The sequence below is a fragment of the Lentibacillus sp. L22 genome (assembly GCF_040812445.1).
GTDB lineage: Bacteria > Bacillota > Bacilli > Bacillales > Amphibacillaceae > Lentibacillus_C > Lentibacillus_C daqui.
In genome coordinates this window covers 1-21968 of sequence record NZ_JBFNXI010000034.1, presented here as the reverse complement: position 1 = coordinate 21968, position 21968 = coordinate 1, and the positions used below count along the sequence as shown (strand labels likewise).

22 protein-coding genes are annotated in these 21968 nt (G+C 40.1%); 20 read left to right on the top strand and 2 right to left on the bottom strand.

The genetic code is table 11. The annotated features are described in order from the left end of the window. The first annotated feature begins 275 nt into the window (after positions 1-275). From ABRT01_RS13500 to ABRT01_RS13455, 10 genes are all read left to right on the top strand, one after another. The gene (locus ABRT01_RS13500; protein ID WP_367747843.1) at positions 276-494 is read left to right on the top strand and encodes a hypothetical protein; all 219 of its coding nucleotides are present in this window, start codon (positions 276-278) and stop codon (positions 492-494) included. Further along, positions 494-754: a type II toxin-antitoxin system RelE family toxin gene (locus ABRT01_RS13495; RefSeq protein WP_367747840.1), complete on the top strand. Its 261-nt coding sequence runs from the start codon at positions 494-496 to the stop codon at positions 752-754. The genes ABRT01_RS13500 and ABRT01_RS13495 overlap by 1 nt, the downstream gene beginning before the upstream one ends. Positions 755-1086: 332 nt before the next feature. Next, positions 1087-1617: a DUF2165 family protein gene (locus ABRT01_RS13490; protein WP_367747837.1), complete on the top strand. Its 531-nt coding sequence runs from the start codon at positions 1087-1089 to the stop codon at positions 1615-1617. 273 nt (positions 1618-1890) lie between these two features. After that, positions 1891-2628: an MBL fold metallo-hydrolase gene (locus ABRT01_RS13485; protein WP_269410232.1), complete on the top strand. Its 738-nt coding sequence runs from the start codon at positions 1891-1893 to the stop codon at positions 2626-2628. Positions 2629-2661: 33 nt separating this feature from the next. Beyond that, on the top strand, positions 2662-2850 hold the full coding sequence (locus ABRT01_RS13480; protein WP_367747834.1) for an oligopeptide/dipeptide ABC transporter ATP-binding protein: 189 nt from the start codon (positions 2662-2664) through the stop codon (positions 2848-2850). Then, positions 2847-3809, top strand: coding sequence for a P1 family peptidase (locus ABRT01_RS13475; protein WP_269410231.1), 963 nt, complete (start codon positions 2847-2849; stop codon positions 3807-3809). The genes ABRT01_RS13480 and ABRT01_RS13475 overlap by 4 nt, the downstream gene beginning before the upstream one ends. 144 nt (positions 3810-3953) lie before the next feature. Further along, positions 3954-5480, top strand: coding sequence for an ABC transporter substrate-binding protein (locus ABRT01_RS13470; protein WP_439649409.1), 1527 nt, complete (start codon positions 3954-3956; stop codon positions 5478-5480). A gap of 14 nt (positions 5481-5494) precedes the next feature. After that, on the top strand, positions 5495-5644 hold the full coding sequence (locus tag ABRT01_RS13465; protein WP_269410229.1) for a hypothetical protein: 150 nt from the start codon (positions 5495-5497) through the stop codon (positions 5642-5644). Between the two features lie 163 nt (positions 5645-5807). Then, the gene (locus ABRT01_RS13460; protein WP_269410228.1) at positions 5808-6749 is read left to right on the top strand and encodes an ABC transporter permease; all 942 of its coding nucleotides are present in this window, start codon (positions 5808-5810) and stop codon (positions 6747-6749) included. Between the two features lie 12 nt (positions 6750-6761). Continuing rightward, positions 6762-7577, top strand: a complete 816-nt coding sequence (locus ABRT01_RS13455; RefSeq protein ID WP_367747829.1) for an ABC transporter permease — start codon at positions 6762-6764, stop codon at positions 7575-7577. A 314-nt stretch (positions 7578-7891) separates the two neighbouring features. Here the strand turns inward: ABRT01_RS13455 and ABRT01_RS13450 are convergent, their stop codons facing one another. Continuing rightward, entirely contained in the window at positions 7892-8872 is a 981-nt protein-coding gene (locus ABRT01_RS13450; protein WP_367747827.1) for a tagatose 1,6-diphosphate aldolase, read from the bottom strand. Between the two features lie 4 nt (positions 8873-8876). Further along, complete coding sequence (locus ABRT01_RS13445) at positions 8877-9812, bottom strand: 1-phosphofructokinase family hexose kinase (protein WP_367747824.1); 936 nt, start codon at positions 9810-9812, stop codon at positions 8877-8879. A gap of 205 nt (positions 9813-10017) precedes the next feature. Between ABRT01_RS13445 and ABRT01_RS13440 the strand changes: the two genes are divergently transcribed. The 10 genes from ABRT01_RS13440 (at position 10018) to ABRT01_RS13395 (ending at position 21843) form a co-directional block, all read left to right on the top strand. Continuing rightward, positions 10018-10803 carry a DeoR/GlpR family DNA-binding transcription regulator gene (locus ABRT01_RS13440; protein WP_367747821.1) on the top strand — a complete coding sequence of 262 codons (786 nt, stop codon included), beginning with the start codon at positions 10018-10020 and terminating at the stop codon, positions 10801-10803. Beyond that, on the top strand, positions 10796-11278 hold the full coding sequence (locus tag ABRT01_RS13435; RefSeq protein WP_367747818.1) for a PTS sugar transporter subunit IIA: 483 nt from the start codon (positions 10796-10798) through the stop codon (positions 11276-11278). The genes ABRT01_RS13440 and ABRT01_RS13435 overlap by 8 nt, the downstream gene beginning before the upstream one ends. Continuing rightward, positions 11275-11550: a PTS galactitol transporter subunit IIB gene (gene gatB, locus ABRT01_RS13430; protein WP_367747815.1), complete on the top strand. Its 276-nt coding sequence runs from the start codon at positions 11275-11277 to the stop codon at positions 11548-11550. The genes ABRT01_RS13435 and gatB overlap by 4 nt, the downstream gene beginning before the upstream one ends. A gap of 19 nt (positions 11551-11569) precedes the next feature. Next, positions 11570-12925, top strand: coding sequence for a PTS galactitol transporter subunit IIC (locus ABRT01_RS13425; RefSeq protein WP_367747812.1), 1356 nt, complete (start codon positions 11570-11572; stop codon positions 12923-12925). Next, positions 12922-13956, top strand: coding sequence for a galactitol-1-phosphate 5-dehydrogenase (locus ABRT01_RS13420; protein WP_367747809.1), 1035 nt, complete (start codon positions 12922-12924; stop codon positions 13954-13956). Before ABRT01_RS13425 ends, ABRT01_RS13420 begins: the two co-directional genes overlap by 4 nt. 161 nt (positions 13957-14117) lie before the next feature. After that, the gene (locus tag ABRT01_RS13415; protein WP_367747806.1) at positions 14118-15116 is read left to right on the top strand and encodes a LacI family DNA-binding transcriptional regulator; all 999 of its coding nucleotides are present in this window, start codon (positions 14118-14120) and stop codon (positions 15114-15116) included. Positions 15117-15212: 96 nt separating this feature from the next. After that, the gene (locus tag ABRT01_RS13410; protein WP_367747803.1) at positions 15213-16868 is read left to right on the top strand and encodes a glycoside hydrolase family 13 protein; all 1656 of its coding nucleotides are present in this window, start codon (positions 15213-15215) and stop codon (positions 16866-16868) included. A gap of 16 nt (positions 16869-16884) precedes the next feature. Beyond that, positions 16885-18360, top strand: coding sequence for a PTS transporter subunit EIIC (locus tag ABRT01_RS13405; protein WP_367747800.1), 1476 nt, complete (start codon positions 16885-16887; stop codon positions 18358-18360). A gap of 20 nt (positions 18361-18380) precedes the next feature. Next, positions 18381-19847: a glycoside hydrolase family 32 protein gene (locus ABRT01_RS13400; RefSeq protein WP_367747852.1), complete on the top strand. Its 1467-nt coding sequence runs from the start codon at positions 18381-18383 to the stop codon at positions 19845-19847. A gap of 262 nt (positions 19848-20109) precedes the next feature. Then, a complete protein-coding gene (locus tag ABRT01_RS13395) occupies positions 20110-21843 on the top strand; it encodes a class I adenylate-forming enzyme family protein (protein ID WP_367747797.1) in 1734 nt (577 codons plus the stop codon). Positions 21844-21968: the final 125 nt, after the last annotated feature.

Below are 21968 nucleotides of genomic sequence, written 5' to 3'. Positions count from 1 at the left end.
TAGTTACTGATATGACAGTGCTTTTCCATATCAATAAAGGTTTGTAGTCCCAAACAAAAAAGACTTTATAAAGCCTGTCACACCAGTTTTAAAATGGCTAAAATCACGATTTAGGATTACAATATTTGTGTTAAAGCCCTAAATCCTTGCTATGACTGTATTTGGAGATTTTTGTAGCCAAACTTAGGAAAAACTGAAGGCTTTTCCGATGCTCGGTATTTAGTGAGGGAAAATATTCATAAACTGTGCTATAATAACTGCAAGGAGTGATAAAAATGGCGATGAAAAGAGAGGTAATTAAAAGATTTATTGAGACCGTTCCGGCAGAAAAATTAAGTGAATTTGAGAAGCTTATCCTAGAAATGATACCGGAAGATGACGAGCCACTAACGGATGAGGAGATAGCGGACATAAGGCGCGCTAGGAAGGAATTTGAGGAGGGAAGGACTGTTTCACTTGATACATTATTAAAGGAATTGGAGGAATCTGACTAATGTTTCGATTAGAATTAAGTAGAGATGCCTCCAAGTTTGTAAAAAAGTTAGATCCAAAGAATAAAAAGAGAGTGACCAATGCATTGTTAGAAATCGCAGAAAGCCCGCTACAGGCATCTAACATTAAAAAATTAACGAATTACAACTTATATCGCAAACGGTTAGGAGATATAAGGATTATTTATGAAATCTTTGATGATGAACTAATTGTTTATGTAGTAAGAATAGGAAATAGAGGACAAATTTATAGAAATTTGTAAGAAGAAAGTGTGTATATCTTAAAAAGGTACTTATCCTAAACTGACCCACAGGTTAACCCCCCATGAAATAGATGTCTGATAAAAAAGATGCCATCCAAAGACCAACATCTAATAATAGCCATCCATATATGAATTGTAATCCGTTTAAATGTATTTTTAAATATACCTTAACAAAAAGGTCGCCCGGTTAAAATTCAACTGATAAGGGCTGTCTTTTTATAATCCGCATTAGTTGTTCCCCTTTAGTGGCAAGGCGCGCCGCCAAATCCACATTTGTATTTCTGTACTAGGACAAGTTATCTGTTGAATACCCATTAAAGTGAAATGGGGGAATGGATATGAGAAGGTTCACTTTTGGTCTCGGTATTAGAATATCGAAAAGTGTTTTGGTTTTATCTTTTGCTGTTTTTGCAACACTTGTTGTTTTGGGCAATGTTACTGACTACTACACCAACTTTGAATTTGTAACGCATGTGTTAAGCATGGATGAGACATTTAACGATGATATTATGTATCGAGCCATCACAAACGAAACCATACATCACATTGGTTATATTCTCATTATTTTGATTGAGGCTTTCATTATGGTGAGTTGTTGGGTAGGTGGAATTAACATGCTGCGACATCTTAAAAGTGATCCAGCAGCTTTTCATCAGTCAAAATTATGGGGTATGATTGGTTTAACGGCAGGCCTTGCCCTATGGTTCCTGGGGTTTCAGGCTATTGCAGGCGAATGGTTCGGTATGTGGATGAATGCGGACTGGAACGGAATTCCCGATGCTACAAGAGTAACGTTATTTCTTTTGGGAACGCTCATATTTCTTACAATGAAAAATGATGACATGGAAACTACTAAAAAGTGAATCACCGGCAAATTTCATGAGGGAAACAGTGCTAATCAACAGCCCAAACTTTTAAGGTGTGCATGACAATGTGCACCTTTCCTTTTTGGAATTTCGCTGTTTTTTATATACAGTGATATCATGCGCACTGCTGTATCGGGATTTTCCACATTTCTATGGATTGTAATTGTGTACCACTTTCGACTGAAAATTTGAAAATGGGAACGAATTTTGGTGGACGAACTGGCTGTCAAGGGATAAAATATACGTAACATAAGCAAAGGAGAATGCATCTTGAAAGTAACAGTAATTGGTTATTGGGGCGGTTTTCCCGGAGTAAAAGAGGCAACATCAGGCTATCTGTTGCAACATGATGGTTTCCATTTATTACTTGACTGTGGCAGTGGCGTACTTGCTCAATTGCAGGCTTTTATCAATGTGGAGGAGCTTGATGCGGTGCTACTCTCCCATTATCATCACGACCATGTGGCAGATATTGGTCCGCTACAATTCGGTCGGCTGGTGAAGACATATCTTAAATCGAATATGGAAAGTCTCCCAATATACGGGCATGCCCTGGACAGCGACAAGTTTAACCATCTTACATATAAAAACGCGACAACAGGGATTGCTTATGATCCGGATCAGACGTTAAAAATTGGTCCGTTCATGATTGAATTTATCGAAACCAAGCATCCGGTTACTTGTTATGCCATGCGGATTACAGCGGGAGATACGGTTGTTGTATATACAGCGGATACAAGTATGTTCCCCGAACTTGTTGCGTTTTCCAAGGGGGCGGATTTGCTGATTAGTGAATGCAGTTTGTACCAGGAACAGGATGGTTTGCCAATGGGTCATATGAATAGCGTGGATGTTGGGCAATTGGCAAATGATGCCGACGTATCGGAGCTGCTGTTAACCCACTTGCCGCATTATGGAGACCATCAAGATTTATTGCATCAGGCCAAGGAAATTTACCACGGAAAGATAGCGCTTGCCTCCACTGGGTGGACATGGGGCTGTAAATAGTCATCTTTACGTTCGCTTGGAGGAGTTGCCGGGGTGGATGGAGAAGTGCCAAGTCCAGCGAACCCGCCATCGGGATGTGCGTTTCAGACAAGATGTCCGCTGGCAATGGATATTTGTAAACAGCAAAGACCAGTGCTCCAAGGCATCGGAACAGGTCGTTCGGTTGCCTGTCATCTGCACAATAAAAAATCAGAAACGAAAAAGGAGAAGGTTGCCCAATGAAAAAAGGAAGCATCATCGATGTTCCAGGGATAAAGGTTGGTCATATAGAAAATACTGATGCAGTCACAGGCTGTACCGTCGTCTTAACGGAAAACGGTGCATGTGCCGGTGTTGAAGTTAGGGGTTCTGCACCAGGGACCAAGGAAACTGATTTGCTGGATCCTGTAAACACGGTTAATGAGGTGCATGGGATTGTTTTAACCGGTGGCAGTGCATTCGGACTCGATGCCGCATCAGGAGTCATGCAGTATTTAGAGGAACATGATATTGGTCTTGACGTTGGGGTTGCAAAAGTTCCGATTGTACCTGCCGCTGCTTTATTTGATTTACCCGTTGGCAATGGGAATATCCGCCCAGACAAACAAATGGGTTATCAGGCGGCAAAAAAAGCTGCGATCCATGATTTTTCCGAGGGGAATGTTGGCGCTGGATGTGGTGCAACGGTGGGCAAAATTACTGGTCTTGAAAACTGCATGAAAGGTGGACTTGGTACGGCTTCTATCGATTTGGGTGATGGCGTCGTTGTCGGTGCTGTTGTTGCTGTCAATGCTTTCGGTGATGTGCGCGACCCAGAAACTGGCGAGATACTTGCCGGACCGTATGACAGGAAGGAAGAAAAGCTCATCGACAGTCTGGAATTTATGCAGCATCATTCAAGACAAAGTATCTTGCCAGGTGCGAACACGACAATTGGGGTGATTGCTGTCAATGCTGAACTGACAAAAGCACAAGCAAGGAAAGTGGCGCAAATGGCTCACAATGGCTATGCGAGAACGATTTTCCCGGTACATACCATGCAAGACGGCGACACCATTTTTGTCCTGGCAACCGGTGGCAAACGGGTAACAACTGACCTCATTGGCACGATGGCGGCAAAAGCAATGGAACAAGCCATCGTTAGTGCCATCAAACATGCAGAAGGTATTCCCGGAATTCCGTCGTATCAAGATGTGAAGTAGATTTTTAAATAGCCTGTATACGATTGTCTGAACACTATCATGATTAAGAGATGGAAACGGTAAATGATTGTAAGCACAACAGAACGAGTGAACATGGCTGACTGCAACGTATTGATAGCAGGCAAAAAAATTGAAAAATAAGAGGTGTTGACCTTGCAGCGGAAAAACGTGATGCTATTGATCGGGATACTTCTTTTTTGTTTCATGATTAGTGGCTGTTCGAGTAAGGAAAGTGGTGGCGATGCAAGCAAGAAAAAAGAAATCACGGTTCGCATTAACAGTGACCCGGATTTTCTTGACCCGCATAAGGCCGAGGCATCGATTACCGACCGTATGATGCTGAATGTTTTTGAAGGTTTGATGAACCCAACGACAGAAGGTGGCGTGGAACCCGGCATTGCTGAGAAATATGAGGTGTCGGATGATGGACTTATCTATACATTTACATTACGTGATGGCGTGAAATTTCATAATAATGAACCGGTTACCGCGGAAGATGTCGTCTATTCATTTAATCGCATCACCGGAAAAGAAACAGGAGAACCGTTATCAGAGGATTTTACCGATATCAAAAAGGTTGATACACCCGATGATAAAACAGTCGTCATTAAGTTGAAACAACCAAATTCAAGTTTTTTGAATAAGCTCACAGGAAAAAATGCTGCCATTATTCCAAAAGCCAATGAGGAACACCATAATGATAGCCCGATTGGAACAGGTCCATTCAAATTTGTGGAATACAATCCGGAAAATAATCTGGTATTGGAAAAATTCGATGATTACTGGAAAGATGGCATCCCATATTTGGACAAGGTCACGTTTGCATTCCAGGTTGATGATTCATCGGCATTCTTAAATTTGCAATCCGGCCAAATTGATATATCCGATGTACCGGAGCATAAGACCGCAGAGTTAGGTGACGATTATTCCATTATTGAGCAAAACAATAACTCGGTGTTTTTATTGGGTCTTAATAATGCGGAAAAACCATTTAATGATGTGAAAGTACGACAGGCGCTCAATTATGCGATTGATAAGGATCAAATCATCGAGGCAACATTCTCCGGGCATGCCACGAAGGTTGGTTCCAATATGAGTCCGGCAATGGGGGCATATTATAAGGAAGATTTGGTAGATTACTATGATTACGATGTGGATAAAGCGAAAAAGCTGTTGGCTGAAGCGGGTTATCCGGATGGTTTTTCAACTACCTTAACTGTTTCATCCCATAATGATGTGTATTCGGAGTCAGCTCAAGTGGTTGCTGAACAATTGAAAAAAATAGGTATTAATGTGGAGATCAAAGTGGTTGAATGGGCAACATGGTTGGAGAATGTGTATACGGATAAACAATATGACATGACCTTAATTGACTTTACCGGGAAACTCGATCCGTATGAAATTTTGGGACGCTACTCATCCAAGTTAAGCAGCCGAAACCTCACGAATTTTGACAATCCGGAATATGACCAGCTCATGGACGATGCATTGGTTGAACCATCCGAAGAAAAACGTATCGATATGTACAAACAAGCCCAGGAAATCCTGACTGAACAAGCAGCAGCTGTCTTTATCTGTGATTATCAAACACTATGGGGACTGCATAACTTGGAAGGTTTTAAAAAATACCCGATCTTCTACCTGGACATGTCAGAAATCAAACCAAAATAAACCTGTCTGGAAGGATGTGTGTACCAGCCGGGATGCAGGCATCAACCAAATTTGAGGAAACATCGACCGGGAGATGGTGGATATCAACCGGATGGAAAGAAATATCGACCGAGGAAATGCGGTCATCAACCGAATTCATGGAAACATCGACCAAGAATTTGTGAACATCAACCGAATACAGAGAAACATCGACCATGGAAAAGCGGGCATCTACGGAATTTGAGAAAATATCGATTCTGGGGCTGTGCGCATCAACCTAATTCTAAGAAACATCAACCTAACAACAGGACTATCACCAAATTATATTTTAGAAGGGAGGGGTAATCGGTGGCCTATGTTATTCGACGATTTATTTTATTGTTTGCAACACTTGTCCTGATCTCCTTGATTACGTTTCTTGTTTTTCAAATTCTGCCGGGGGATCCTGTAAGGGTGATGCTGGGGCCGGATGCTGATGAGGCGCAGATTGAAACAATGACGAAGCAACTTGGTTTGGATGAGCCTAAATATAGACAATATCTCCATTTGGTAGCAGGCTTTTTACAAGGAGATATGGGAACGTCATTGCGATTTTCCCGGCCGGTATTGGATTTGATCATGGAGCGGTTGCCGGTTACTCTGTCGCTTTCATTTATGTCGCTCATGATTGTCGTTATTGTCTCCATCCCGCTTGGCATTTACACCGCCAAACGGGAGAATAAGGCCAGTGACTTATTCCTGTCATCATTTACACAGCTCGGGATGGCGGTTCCCAGTTTCTTCGTTGGGATACTATTCATTTTACTGTTTGGTATCACCTTTCAGCTGTTTGCTACGGGTGGATATGTGCCCTGGAGCGAGAGTGTTTCGGGTGCTCTGCGCTCCTTGTTCCTGCCAGCACTTACCATAGCCATCCCGCAAATTGCTATCAGTTTTCGCTATATTCGGAATGCGATTTTAGTGCAATCAAAATTAGATTATGTGCGCACCATCCGGAGTAAAGGGATTTCGGAAAAAATTATCCTTTATAAGCATGTGCTAAAAAATGCCATGATTCCTATTTTGACAGTGTTTGGCTTGATTATTGCGGAAGTTGTTGCAGGAACGATTGTCGTGGAACAAGTATTCTCGCTCCCAGGTATTGGCCGGTTGCTAATCACCTCGGTCAATTACCGCGATTTCCCCGTGATAGAAGGGGTTGTACTGTATATCGCATTTGTTGTCGTTATCACCAATTTTTTGGTAGACATCTGTTATTCCATCTTAGATCCCAGGATTCGCTTAAGGTAGGAGATTGTAGTTATGCGAAAGAAATTCAGGAACGTTAACCTTATATTTGGCGGCAGTATTCTTCTTTTCTTTATATGTTTGATGATCATCAGCTTTTTTTATACGCCCTATGATGTGAACGCGATGCATGTGAGTGATAAACTACAGGGCCCTAGTGCCACGCATTGGTTTGGCACCGATAAATTTGGCAGGGATATTTTAAGCCGGGTCATGGTTGGTACGCAAACCGGATTTTTGGTCGGGGCAATTGTAGTTACCATGGGACTCATTCTAGGAACTCTCATTGGCGGAATTGCTGGCTATAAGGGTGGCTGGATCGATGAAATTATGATGCGGTGTATTGATGGACTCATGGCATTTCCGGGAATCATTCTAGCAATCATGATTGTGGCAGTTTTTGGAACGGGTATTCTGAATACATCCATTGCACTCGGGATTTTGGCAACCCCTGGTATCGCCAGAATTGCACGAAGCGGTTTTATGCAACAAAAAGAATTGGAGTATGTGGAAGCGGCAAAGTCCATTGGTTTACACCCGGTTAAAATTGTGTTCAGAGAAATCTTGCCAAATATTTATTCTCCGCTCATTGTTGCTGGTTCCGTAGCTTTTGCCATCGCTCTATTGGCAGAAGCATCATTAAGCTATTTAGGTCTTGGCGTACAGCCTCCAGACCCGAGTTTGGGCTATATGCTTAAGGAATCCCAAGAGTACTTAAGCACGAGCCCTTGGTATGCCCTGGCACCGGGAATTACCATTACAATGATTGTTTTAGGATTTTATATGCTGAGTAATGGCGTGAGGGATATGACGGATGTGCGGTCTGGGTGAGGAAAGGTATCAGCTGGAAATTGAAATTGAAGGGTGATTTTATCAGAGGCAGTTTCCGTTAATACATTTATTAACTAACGGAAACTGCCTCCATTATTAATTTTATACTTAGCTTGATCAACCTTCTTGCTTTACTCGATTGAACTTGTACCGAATTCGATCAATAAACGAACTGGATTATAAAAAAATGAAGACTGGAGAAGAGTTACTTGAGCGAAAACTCGGGGATGTTCGATATGAAGATCAAACATCCCTCTGTTCATCCTTTATATAATAAAAAGAGACTTAGAAACCGGACAAGCTTATCCCATACCTCACGACCAAGGCGTTGCCGTCTCCTTAATGGTATCCATCACTTTATTCAGGTTTTTAGATCCTGTTGTTTTTAACCATTCATAATAAGCATCCTTGCCTTCTTTAGCAAATGGTTCAACTCCCTCTTTCCATATTGCTCGTCCACATAAGCTACCACTAAACTTGGCTCCGGCTTCTTTGGCAAAGTGTAACGTGTCGATAAATTGTTCGTTTGTTACCCCACCACTTAAATAAATAAATGGGAGGCGACTTTTTTCTGAACAGGAACGATAAAGTTTTGCTGCCTCATCTTTACTGAAAATCGGGTCATAATTATTGTATTGATTGTAGCCTTCAATATGGAATATTGGAACTGGTACTTCTACTTTTAATACATCAATACCGTATATTTCCTTTGAGAATTCTACCATAAAATATTCCACAATTGCAGGTTTTTTCTTGACAAATTCGCTACCTTTGGAATCAAGTCCCTCAGAACTGTATGAAACGGGCTCCAAAATGAATAGGACATCATTTTGTTTACACTCATCACCTACACGTTTGATCAATGTTTTCTTTGTTTGATTAATTTCTTCATCTTCTTTGTGATCATAATAAACAAGTAATTTCACAGCATTGGCGCCCGCTTTGACCAGATCTTGGACAGAATAATGATCTACTAAATTTGGTAAGCGTCCTTTCTCTGTTGCATCATAGCCAGTTTTTTCATAGGCCATGATCAGACCAATTTCTTTGTTTAGCTTTTCTGCGGCATCCCATCCATATTCCGGATCAAGAAGTAAGGATGATGATTGATTACCTAATACCTCACTAACCCCTTGTTTAAATGCACGTAATCCATTTTCATACGTGATATTTTCATTCAATGAGCGGATCATTTTTCCTAGTGAGCCTCTTTGGTCCATGGCTGTTGCCAGAATAATATTATTTGCATTCGAAATATGCTCTAGACCTTTTTGTTTTCCGGGCGATAGTTTCATAATTTTAGCCTCCAATAGTAAAAATTTTTATATGGTTTTTGTAAGACTCCACATCCGAGATGGCAATGTTCGGATACCAATATAAACAGTTGGATAATGAGTAGGTACTGGCCATTCTTAATGCCTTAACGGGTGACTCTCCATTTGCAATTGCTTTTATTAAAGCACCCAAAAATATATCTCCAGATGCGGTAGGGTTTTTAGCTTTTATTTTCGGTAATGATACTTGATACAAAGTATTGTCCAATTTTGCTATACAGCCCTCACTACCAAGCGTAACAACAACGTGTGAAGATAGTTCAATATTTTTTAGTTCATCTGCTAGGTTGCTATTAATTATTGCATCCTCAGACTTGCCTATGAGTTCAAAAAATTCTTGTTCGTTTACTTTAACTAACCATGGGTTTGCCTTTACTCCCTCATCAAGATAGTTTCCGCTACTATCCAAAATACATTTAGCCCCCACGTGCTGTAATTGACTGATTAAGGAATAGTAAAAGTCTTCTTCTAATCCTTGTGGAAGGGATCCAGAAAATATAACAAAGTCATCTGGTTTAACTTTGTTTAATAGATTATCAGTAAACTCCTGCTTCTCCTCTTCCTGGATGCTTGGGCCACCTTCATTAATGACGTGAGCTTGGTTCAGTTTCTCATCAACTATAATAGAGCAAATTCTACTCGTCCCTTTTATTTGAGTAGTTATATTTTTTATCCCATTTCTAGAAATAAGAGTTCGCAAATAATCCCCCGTGTAACCTCCTAAAAAACTATGCACAACAAAAGAGGGTTGATCTTGTATCAGAAAAGAACGTATAACATTAAAGCCTTTTCCACCAAGTAGATCTATTGACAAATTAGACCTATTGACGTTATTTGGTTTAAATTCATTTAAAAAAATGGTTCGATCAAGAGCTGGATTTGGACAAACTACATGTATCAATAATAATTCCCCCATTAATGAAAAAATTTAATTTTGCATGTTTTTATTTCCTTATGCTTACATAATAGTTTAAATCCAACCTAAACGCAAATATAAAATTTGCATTAAGATATGAAATGCAAATAAATATATTGCATTTATTTATCATTTGGTTTATTCTATGTATAGAAAACGATTGCAACCGAGAAAGGAACGGTGATTAAGATTGCTCCCACATGAAAGGCAAAGTGAAATATTAAAAATGTTGTATGAAACAAGATCAGTTAAAATATCACAACTAACAAAGTCTTTTGATGTATCAAGGGAAACCATTCGTAAAGACCTATATGACATGGAAGAGCAGGGATTAATTCAAAAAGTTCATGGTGGGGCGATATTATCCAAGGCTAATCATGAAACCGATTATTTAAACAGGAAAAATATAAATGATAGTGAAAAACGTTGTATAGCAAAAAAAGCGGCTGATTTCGTCTCAAATGGGGATACCATATATATTGATTATGGAACTACTGCTTCCTATTTTGTGAATGAAATTTTGGCCATGGAAGATTTAACGATTATCACCGCATCGTTGCCAATAGCAATTGAGTTAAGCAATTTTACGGACTTTGAAATTGTACTCATCGGTGGCTCCATTCGTAAAAATGAAAAATCACTGTATGGACCTATTGCACATCGTGTATTGCAAAATTTGTACGTTGATAAAGGCTTCTTTGGAATTGGTGGTGTTGATCCTGAGGCCGGTTTAACGAATTTTCATATGGGTGAATCAGATATTTCCAAATTGATGATACAACATTCCAAAATGAGCATCATGATGGCAGATTACTCAAAATTTAATACGGTTGCAATGAATCAAGTTGCTTCGTTAGATGATATCAATGTTCTAATAACGGACGACAAGACAGATTTAGCAACATTAAAAAATTTGGAAACCAAAGTGGAAAACGTATTTGTAGTAACTGCGGAAGGGAGCGAAAACGTTGAATAATCTATTAGACTTAGACCTGATTTTTACGAATGCGAATGCCTCAAGTTATTCAGATGTCTTTGAGAAAATGGGATCTACTATGATTAAAAAAGGATATGCAAATGATGATTATATTGAAGGATTGTTGAGCAGGGAAAAAGAATTTTCCACTGGTGTCCCAGTAGAACCTGTCGGCATTGCGATTCCACACACAGACGCAAGTTACGTCCGGAGGAATAAAATTGGTATTATGACATTGGAGAATCCAGTTAAATTTGGTGTGATGGGCGGTTCGGCAGAAGATGTGATGGATGTAAAACTAGTGATCTTGCTCTGTTTTGCCAATGGTAATGAGCATTTAAAGGCATTACAAAACATTATTCAAATGATCCAGGATGTATCATTTGTAGAGAAAATAATGAACGCTTCTGATAGAAATGAAGTTTATAAGATTATGGTTGAGAAACTGAATCACGTGAAGGAGGAAGAGAAATGAAAAAAGTATTAGTGGCATGTGGTGGAGCTGTAGCAACATCTACAGTAGCGGCAAACAAAATAAAAGATTTGTTAAAGGAAAATAACATTGACGCGGATGTGCAGCAATGTCGGGTTAGCGAACTGTCATCCAAAGCCGATAGTGCTGATTTAATTGTCACAACAGCAAAAGTAGATCGTGATTATGGTGTACCAGTTATCCATGGAATAGCATATATCTCCGGAGTAGGTATCGATAAAACAGATCAACAAGTACTTGATAATTTAAAATAAGGTATTAGGGGAGATAAAAATGGCTGTTATTGATTATATTCTAGATCTTGGTCCAACAGTTATGTTACCCCTGGTTATTTTAATCTTGGGATTAATTCTACGGCAAGGTCTAGGGAAATCTCTTCGTGCCGGCATTATGGTCGGAGTGGGATTTGTTGGGGTCAACTTAGTTATTGGGTTGTTAACAGATAATTTAGGACCCGCAGCAGAAGATATGGCTGAAAGATTTAACTTAGGATTATCCGTTGTTGATGTAGGTTGGCCTGGGTCGTCGCCAATGGCTTGGGCCTCGACAATTGGTACAATAGCAATTCCTATAGCTATTTTGGTAAATATTCTAATGCTGGTTTTTAAAATGACTCGGGTTGTAAACGTGGATATTTGGAATATTTGGCATATGACTTTCACTGGAGCTATTTTATATTTGGTTACGAATAGCTTTTGGATAGGTATATTAGGAGTTGTCATTCATGCAGCTTTTGTTTATAAGCTTGGTGACTGGTTTGCACCGGTTACGAAAAATCATTTTGGCTTAGAAGGAATCGCTATACCCCATGGCAGTGGCACATGGTCGGCACCATTTGCAGTTGTCATTGATGCGATTATGGATAAGATACCTTTCATAAAGAAGATAGATATTAATTCTAATAAAATTGAAGAAAAGTTTGGGGTGATTGGTGAACCTGTAGTTATTGGTGCAGTTCTAGGTGTAGTAATTGGATTTCTTGCTGGTTATCCCGTTTCGGAAATTTTACAATTAGCCATTCAAATGGGTGCGGTTATGGTTCTTATGCCAACTGTAGTTAAATTTATTATGGAAGGTCTAATGCCAATAGCAGATGCAGCCCGAGGTATTCTAGATAAACGTTTCAAGGGTCAAGAATACTATATTGGGCTTGATCCGGCGCTGTTATTGGGAAATTCGCAAGTTGTAGCCGCTAGTTTAATATTTGTTCCGTTAACCTTAATTATAGCTGTCCTTATGCCTGGAAATGAAGTACTGCCATTTGGAGATTTGGCAACAATCGGATTCTTTATCTCCATGGCTGTAGGTATTCATAAAGGGAATCTGTTCAGAACACTTTTCTCCGGAACGTTCATTATGATTATTACCATTTGGATTGCGAATATGACGATAGGTTTACACACAAAACTTGCGCAACAAGCAGGATCCGTGGAAGGCGGTCAGGTTGCTTCATTAGACCAAGGTGGTAGTCCGATAACTTTTGTTTTAAGCGAATTATTTTCGTTAGAGCATATCGTTCCATTAATAATCATTGGTGGCCTGTATGTTTTGTCCATTATATTCACGTATATTCAGTTTAAGCGAAATAAAATTTATTTCGAAAATGCAATTGGAGATGAATCTGAATGAAGGCACTTTCATTAGAAGATAAACAAACATTTAAAATAAGAGATATAAAAAAACCAACTATATCCGATAATCAAGTACTTGTAAAAGTATCCTACTGTGGAGTCTGTGGTTCTGATTTGGACCGCTATTTTAAAGGGAAAGTGCATTACTTTCCCTTAATATTAGGTCATGAGTTTTCAGGAGTAATTGAAGAAATAGGGAAAAATGTACATTCATTTTCTGCTGGAGATCGCGTGGCGGTGGCACCATTAGTTCCTTGTGGTCATTGTGAAAATTGTAAACATGGGAGGCCTGCTCATTGTAGTCAATACGGTTTTATAGGCTCAAGACAGAATGGTGCAATGGCCGAATATGTTGCTGTTGATGAAAGAAATCTTCTTTCTATTCCGGATAAGGTTAGTATGAAGGAAGCAGCCCTTATAGAACCTTTAACGGTTGCGTTGCACGGTGTCGAGAGGGTGCATTTTTGCGCCGGTAGTGAGGCAGTAATTTTTGGTGCTGGAACGATTGGAATGATGACACTCTTAGTTTTAAAAGCAAGGGGTGCAGGTAATATTACTGTGATAGATTTAAACTCTGAAAAATTGGCTGTGGCCAATAAATTGGGTGCAACAAATACTATTAATTCGAACGAAGTAGATTTAAATGAGTACTTTTCCAATCATAAAAAACCAGAAATTGTATTTGAAACTGCTGGGGTTGCACAAACACAAGTCCAAAGTATTGAAATTGTTGATCATATTGGAAAAGTCGTTTATATTGGCACCGCAAATAATGAAGTAGATTTTTCGCCAAAAGTATTTGAGCAAATTTTAAGAAAAGAGATTGAAATAAGAGGATCCTGGATGTCATATTCCACCCCATTCCCGGGATATGAATGGTCAGCTGGATTACAGTATATCGAAGAAGCTATAATTGATGTAAAACCACTTATTAATGGGATATTTACCTTGGAAGATAAGGAGAAGCCGTTTTTAAAAATGAAGGATCCACTGAATCATTCGATAAAATTTTTATATGAATTTGAGTGATGATTAATATAAAGAGAGAGCATGTATCACGTATGCTCTTTTATAAATAGTGCGGGAAGGCTGCTTTATGTATTACCATGTACCCATTATGAATGAAAAACCAGGAATTATTCTATATAATGATATATTAGATGACTTCAATCTGTGAAAGGGAGGTTACAATGGCTACGATTAGTGATATTTCCAATAAAGCCGGGGTTGCCAAAAGCACCGTCTCTAGATATTTAAATAATGGCTATGTCAGTGAACGGACAAAAGAAAAAATCGAAGCAGCAATTAAAGAATTTGAATATATTCCTAATTCATATGCGCAAAGTCTTCGCTCCGAAAGTAATCGAACAGTTGGTGTCATTATTCCAAGGTTCGATTCTTATTCTGTAACAACAACCTTACAGGGGATAGATGAAGAACTTAAGCGGTTAAATTATAATATTTTAATCGAAAATACCAATATGAATGCTAAAAGTGAAATTGAATACCTGAAACGCCTCGCCAAATTGAAGGTATCAGGTATCATATTTCTTGCTACTAATCTGTCTGAAGAACATATATCAACGATTTATTTAATAGATGTTCCTGTGATTGTTATTGGTCAATACGCTGAAAATCTTAACTGCATTATTTATAAAGATTATGAGGCAGCGTATGATTTAGCCAGCCAACTAGCGACATATGATTTTTCTGAAATTGCCTATCTTGGTGTAACTGAAGATGATGAAGCTGTGGGGCTTTTGCGTAAAAACGGTTTTATCGACCGCTTGAAACAAGGGAAACACAGCAGAATCACAACTTATTATACGGACTTCTCCATTGAAAGTGCCAAGCAAAAAACGGCTGAATTATTAGAAGAAAAACAGCCTGAGCTTCTCATTTGCGCGACAGATAACATCGCTATCGGTGCAATGAATGCGATTCATAACAAGAAACTGCGTATTCCAGAAGATATCTCAATTACAGGATTTGGCGGCCACCAAATTTCGAACTACTTAAGTCCAAGCCTGACGACGATTCAATATGATTATAAGCATGCCGGAAGTATTGCTGCCAAAAATGTTGTCATGCTTACTGGGAAAGAGGTACAAAAGAAGGTCATTAAGATTGGATACCAAATTTTTATGAAAGAAAGCGTTGACAAAATCAATTTTTCTCTGCTAGACTAAAAATATATTTTACGGAATCGGTTCCGTAAAATAATAAATGTGGAATCGATTCCATAACACCAAAATCAGTAGAGTTACAACAGGGAGTGTAAATTAATGGAGAAGAAATGGTGGCAGGATGAAATTGTTTATCAAATTTATCCAAAAAGCTTTTATGATACAAATGGAGATGGAATAGGAGATTTGAAAGGAATTACAGCAAAACTGGATTACTTGAAGCGTCTCGGCGTGACCATGATTTGGATTTGTCCGATCTTTAAATCGCCGATGATTGATAATGGTTATGACATTGCTGATTATGAAGAAATAAATCCTGAATTCGGAACGATGGCTGATTTTGATGAACTTTTAAAAGAAGCGAATAAAAGAGGCATGAAACTGATTTTGGACTTGGTGATCAATCATACGTCTGATGAACATCCTTGGTTTAAGGAGGCTCTAAACAATCCACATAGCAAGTACCGTAATTATTATATTTTTAAACCCGGAAAAGATGGGAATCCACCGAACAATTGGCGATCAGTCTTCGGTGGTTCAGTTTGGGAGCAAGTCCCAGGTGAAGAAATGTACTATTTACATGTATTTGATAAAAAACAGCCCGATTTAAATTGGGAAAACAAAGAAATGCGCAGGGAATTATACGCGATGATTAATCGCTGGCTTGAAAAAGGTGTTGCTGGCTTCCGGATTGATTCCATTACTTTTATTAAAAAAGACAGTGATTATGCAAGTCTTCCTGCAGATGGTGTGGACGGGCTGGTTTCATGCAAATTTAAGACTCGGAATCGTCCGGGAATTGAAGTGTTTTTAAAAGAATTAAAGGAGAATACTTTTGCTAAATTTGATGCAGTAACAATCGGCGAAGCACCGGGTGTAGACTACAATGACTATAACAATTTTATTGGTGAAGACGGCTATTTCTCAATGATTTTTGACTTCCACTATGCTGATATTGATGTTGAATCTGGTTCTGACTGGTTTAAAAGAACAAACTGGACAGTAAAGGAATTTAAGGAACTGCTTTTCCGGTCGCAACATGCCATTCAAGTTTCCGGATGGGGTGCGAATTTTATTGAAAACCATGATCAACCGCGAGCACTGTCTAAAATGATAAAGGAAGAGAAATGGCAAACGGCAGAAACAGCTAAAACATTAGGAATGATGTATTTTTTCCTGCGTGGTACCCCATTTATTTATCAAGGGCAGGAACTGGGAATGAAGAATTTTACCCGAACGAGTATTACTTCGTTTAACGATATTTCCAGTGTCGATAATTATCATCGTTCGATTCAAGAAGGTTTTACGGAAGCGGAGGCACTTCATTTTGTTAATCTTCGCAGTAGGGACAATACAAGAACACCTTTCCCGTGGAATAATGAGCAATACGGTGGTTTTACAAGTAGAACACCTTGGCTTGCCATGACAGAAGAATATCCGGAAATAAATGCCGAAAATAACAGCGTATTTGGTTTTTATCAACAAATGATTCAGCTGAGACAAGCAGGCGAATTAAGTGAGGCCTTAAGATTGGGTACTATTCAGCAAATAGAGGATGTTCCAGATGAGGTTATTGCCTATACCCGAGAAAGCAAAGATAAAAAAATATTTATCTTGACGAACTTAAGTGATAAAAAAGTGACTGTTAAGTTGGATCATTTTATTCAGAATGTTCACCTATGCAGCTATAACAAGCCGTTTATTTCGGGAAATGAAGTTGTACTGGAACCTTACCAAGGAATACTTTTTGAGTAGAAAAGGAGTGATTAGCGTGGCAAAAGATAAATATAAACGAATAGGCGAAGAAATTATCACGATTATCGGTAAAGATAATATCCAGTCCATGACACATTGTGCAACGAGATTACGCTTTGTTGTAAAGAATAAGGATCAAATTGACACGGAAGCCGTTGAAAATGTTGATGAAGTAAAAGGGGTTTTCTATAACGCCGGTCAATATCAGGTTATTCTGGGAACGGGGATTGTCAACAAAGTCTATGATAGTATGATAGATAATGATAACGAGATGGAAGAACGGACGCATAACGAGGAATCTGATAAACCCCAAGGTGGAAAGATAAAAAGAGGAGTCCGTACCTTGGCAGATGTCTTCATTCCCATTATTCCAGGTATTGTGGCAACAGGTCTGTTTCTTGGTTTAAAAGGTGTACTGTTGAACGAATCCGTTTTGGGCTTTTTTGGAACAAGCCTTGATGCCATACCTGATTATATCATGACACTCATTACCATTCTAACGGATACTGTGTTTGCTTTCTTACCGGCTTTAATTTGCTGGTCAGCCTTTAAGAAATTCGGGGGCACCCCTATTATTGGTTTTGTAATCGGCCTAATGCTTGTATCACCTGATCTGCCAAATGCTTATGAAGTTGCTGATCCCAATTCAGGTGTAAACCCAATTATGGCGTTTGGTTTTATCCCGATAGTCGGATATCAGGGTAGTGTTTTGACCGCGCTTGTCGTTGGTATTATGGGTGCCAAAATTGAAAAGAAATTAAGAGCTAAAATGCCGGATTCACTTGATCTGATGTTTACACCTTTTTTTGTCATCGTTATTGGGCTTGTTGGCGGACTTTTAGTTCTCGGGCCATTACTTCATTTTGTTGAAAACGGTCTCGTTTATGTCGTGAATGCTTTGATTCATGTGCCATTTGGAATTGGTGGGTTTATTATTGGTTTGATTTATCCGCTGGCTGTCATGACAGGAATGCACCACTTATTCTTGATGATTGAAACAACACTGCTTGGTTCAACCGGATTTAATCCGTTAATAACATTATGTGCGATGTATGGATTTGCCAATGCCGCTGTTTGTTTTGCAATTAGCCTTCGCAGTAAAAAGGGCAGTGTCAAAGTTATGGGAACAAGTGCCGGTATTACTCAACTTCTTGGTGTTAGCGAGCCCGCTCTTTTCGGGGTTACGCTTCGTTACGGAACAAGACCGCTGACGATGATGCTGCTTGGTTCGGCGCTTGGCGGGGCTGTTTTATCAATACTCCATGTTCAAGCCAATTCTTATGGTCTGGCTGTTATTCTATCACCATTAATGTACATTTACAGCGGTTACCAATTTATCACGTATATCATTGTCGGGATTGCTACCTTCGTTTTTACGTTTATTTTAACAACACTATTTGCGGTTCCAAAAGAATTGCGAGTGGATAGTAAGGAACCGAAGAAAGAGAATAAGTTGGTTAATACAAAACCGTTAGCAAAAACAGAATCATGAAAGAGGTAGTTTCACAAGTGATGTTATGGACAAAGGAAATGCGATATCGAAATTACAGGACAATTACAGCATTGGAGGAAAAGACACTTCTTGAAAATGTTGAAAGCAGCATATGGCGACAGCATTTTCATATTCAGCCACCGTATGGACTATTAAATGACCCGAATGGATTTACTTTTTATAATGGGAAGTATTATTTATTCTACCAGTGGTTCCCATTTGGAGCTGTTCACGGGATGAAGCACTGGTATCAGGTGGAGTCGGAAGATCTGGTAAACTGGGTGGATCATGGCGTTGCAATTTCGCCTGAATATGATCATGAAAGTCATGGTATTTTTTCCGGATCTGGCATTGTAAAAGATGATTTGCTTTACTTATTTTATACTGGTAACAAACGTGATGAAAACTGGAATCGTTATGCTTCTCAGTGTCTTGCTGTGATGAATGCCGGAAATGAACTGACAAAGCTGGAAAAACCGCTTATCACCGGACAACCGAACGGATATACTGACAACTTCAGGGATCCAAAAGTTTGGCAGACAGAAGATGGATATTACATGATTGTTGGTGCTGAAAGAGAGAATCATACTGGCTGTGTGCTGCTTTATCGATCAGATGATTTATTAAAATGGGAATTTCAAGGCGAGTTGCAAACAGATCGGCAGCAATTTGGCTATATGTGGGAGTGTCCGGATATGTTTCGGATCGGTGGTGAAGATGTTCTGCTGATTTCGCCACAAGGGCTTGAGCCGGATGGAGATCATTATCACAATGTCCATAATTCCGGATGTTTTGTCGGCAAGCTTGATTTGCAAGAGAGGCGCTTTCATGGCAGTGAATTTCAAGAACTCGATGCCGGTTTTGATTTTTATGCACCGCAGACAACAGCTTTACCAGATGGCCGCAGAATTTTAATAGGCTGGATGGGGCTGCCTGATACAGCTTATCCCTCCGACGGTGACATGTGGGCCAATTGTTTAACGATTCCAAGAGAGCTCCAGGTTAAAGACGGCAAGCTTTACCAACATCCAGTTAAAGAGTTGGCACAAAAAAGGAAAAACATGATCGAGTGGCAGGACACGTTAACCCAGCAGGAAGTAGTGCTTGACCAATTTTCAGGCAAAACGTTTGAACTGATTTGCGATATTACCGCTGAAAAAGGTACGGCCGGCATTAAACTCCGGGTTGGTGAAGGTGAAGAAACAGTGCTTTACTTAGATTTGGAAAAAGAAAAACTTGTATTTGACCGCACGAAATCCGGTGTTCCAGTGGCCACAGAATACGGAACCATCCGAAGAACCGCTTATCGTGAAAAGTCCGTTTCATTTCGAATTTTCATGGATACGTCTTCGGTTGAGATTTTTGTTAACAAGGGAGAAAGTATCTTTACCTCAAGAATTTTTCCCAAACAAGACAGCATAGGGACATCGATTTTTGCAAATGATGGTAAAGCTTCCTTCATATTGAAAAAGTGGGATTATGAATAAATGTAAAAGCGATATTGGTTGTTAACAGCCAATATCGCTTTTTCTGGATACGCTAGCAAAATTTCTGTAATGATAAGCAAAATCTGTTTGAGGTATTAATAGGTGTAGCCAAATGGATATGCAAATAACGTCTGTGCCATATGTTCTGTCTCTTTCGCTCATGTTGACCAGCATGCGACCCATAATAGTTTTCCGTCAAACAAAAAAACCGTATAATAATTATAGATACCAGTTCTTCTTACGCTTTGAAAGGGGATGTCCTATGAGAAAAGAGAAAATTGGCAGAGATTTTACCATCGCACAAAGACGGGAGGCACTTGAAGAACGATTTCCGGTATGGCCACGTAATACGCTTGCAACACATTTTTCCAAAGCATGTCGGACATATCCGGATCGCCCTTTTGTTTACATAGAAGATACACAGGTAACCTATCAGGAAGTGTGGGAAAATGCGCGTGTCTATGCTAAATCTTTCCTGCACTTTGGTGTAAAACGCCGGGATCATATTGCAGTACTAATGGAAAACGATGCAGTGTATCCATCATTGATGATTGCTGCGTCATTGGTCGGGGCTGTTTTTATCCCAATCAATACGATGTTGACCAAAGAAGAGCTTTCCTATATTTTGCGACAGTCCGATTCGCGTTTTCTTATCATGCATGAAACGATAAAGGGTACAGATTATGCGGAAATGGTCAGTCAGCTTTTGGATGATCCGACGTTTAGGGAAGAAAGCTTGCTGGAACAGGTCTTTTGCATGGAGACGGTGGATCGTATTGATGATGATCGGTTCCTGGATTGGCATTTCTTCTGTTCTAAATCTATTGCTGTTTCGAATACGGAATTGGAACAACGGAGGGGTGCATCGGAATATCCGGATGAAGTGGCGATGATCATGTATACTTCGGGGTCGACTGGCAAGCCCAAGGGAGTGATGCTGACACATGACCATTTGTTGCGCTCTTCATACAGCACGTGCTTAAGTCGGGCGATTGAGGATGGCCGGGTGACATTTGCTCCGCTGCCGTTTTACCATTGTTTTGCCATTATTGAAGGGTTACTGGCGATGTCCTTTGTTGGTGGCGCGCTTGTTTCGGATGCTCGTTTCACACCATTGTCGGCGTTAAAAAAGATGGAAGCCTATCAAGCAAACGATTTTTTATGTGTCCCATCCATGCTTGTGCCGTTATTGAACGAGCCACGGGTGTCGGAATTTGATTTATCATCTTTATTTGCCATGTGGTGTGGCGCGGCTCCAGCTCCGATTCATGTATGGGAAAACGCGGTAAAGACGCTTGGTTTAACGGAAATTTGTACTGGTTATGGGCAGACGGAAGTAACCTCATCCGGTGTGACCACTGAGATGGGTGACCCGATTGAACGGATCGCCACGAGGGTTGGACGCCCGAAACTTGGCGGTGTCTGTGGCCAGCCTGAATTTCACGGGAGTGTCGTGGAGTATAAGACGATTGATCCAGAAACAGGAGAAGATGTCACGACCGGTTCGATTGGCGCACTCGCTGTCAGGGGCTGTACCGTGACACATGGTTATTATAATAAACCAGATGAGACGGCTCGTGCAATCGACAAGGACGGCTGGTTGCGCACTGGCGATATCGGGCAGATTGATGAATTTGGCTATATAGAAGTGCTGGGGCGCACGAATGATTTATACAAAGTCTCGGGCGAATTGGTGGCACCGCGTGAAGTGGAGGAAGTGATTGCTGAGCATCCGGCTGTTAATCAAGTGTTTATCGTCGGTGTCCCGGATCAAATCACAACAGAGGCTGGTGCGGCATTTATTGAATTAAAACCAGGCGAATCCTGTGTGCGCCGTGACATTATTGACTGGTGCGCATCCCGGGTTGCACGTTTCAAAATCCCGCGCCATGTCTGGTTCATCGAGGCATCCGACTGGCCGTTGACAAGTACAAGTAAAGTGCAAAAATTCCGGCTGAAAGAGATGGCAATGGAGCGGCTTGGCAGAGAAAAATAATGGCTTGGTGGGGCAGAGGACGGGTTGAGTCTGCTAAACACGAAATTTTGCTATGTAATCATGGGTCAACACCAAAACCAATGGTTGATATTGATAGGTAAATATGGTAATGGTGCTAAATAAAT

Coding starts and splice junctions, on each gene's coding strand:
- ABRT01_RS13500 (WP_367747843.1), top strand. CDS start 276: ATGGCGATGAAAAGAGAGGTAATTAAAAGATTTATTGAGACCGTTCCG.
- ABRT01_RS13495 (WP_367747840.1), top strand. CDS start 494: ATGTTTCGATTAGAATTAAGTAGAGATGCCTCCAAGTTTGTAAAAAAG.
- ABRT01_RS13490 (WP_367747837.1), top strand. CDS start 1,087: ATGGATATGAGAAGGTTCACTTTTGGTCTCGGTATTAGAATATCGAAA.
- ABRT01_RS13475 (WP_269410231.1), top strand. CDS start 2,847: ATGAAAAAAGGAAGCATCATCGATGTTCCAGGGATAAAGGTTGGTCAT.
- ABRT01_RS13465 (WP_269410229.1), top strand. CDS start 5,495: ATGTGTGTACCAGCCGGGATGCAGGCATCAACCAAATTTGAGGAAACA.
- ABRT01_RS13455 (WP_367747829.1), top strand. CDS start 6,762: ATGCGAAAGAAATTCAGGAACGTTAACCTTATATTTGGCGGCAGTATT.
- ABRT01_RS13450 (WP_367747827.1), bottom strand. CDS start 8,872: ATGAAACTATCGCCCGGAAAACAAAAAGGTCTAGAGCATATTTCGAAT.
- gatB (WP_367747815.1), top strand. CDS start 11,275: ATGAAAAAAGTATTAGTGGCATGTGGTGGAGCTGTAGCAACATCTACA.
- ABRT01_RS13425 (WP_367747812.1), top strand. CDS start 11,570: ATGGCTGTTATTGATTATATTCTAGATCTTGGTCCAACAGTTATGTTA.
- ABRT01_RS13420 (WP_367747809.1), top strand. CDS start 12,922: ATGAAGGCACTTTCATTAGAAGATAAACAAACATTTAAAATAAGAGAT.
- ABRT01_RS13415 (WP_367747806.1), top strand. CDS start 14,118: ATGGCTACGATTAGTGATATTTCCAATAAAGCCGGGGTTGCCAAAAGC.
- ABRT01_RS13410 (WP_367747803.1), top strand. CDS start 15,213: ATGGAGAAGAAATGGTGGCAGGATGAAATTGTTTATCAAATTTATCCA.
- ABRT01_RS13400 (WP_367747852.1), top strand. CDS start 18,381: ATGTTATGGACAAAGGAAATGCGATATCGAAATTACAGGACAATTACA.
- ABRT01_RS13395 (WP_367747797.1), top strand. CDS start 20,110: ATGAGAAAAGAGAAAATTGGCAGAGATTTTACCATCGCACAAAGACGG.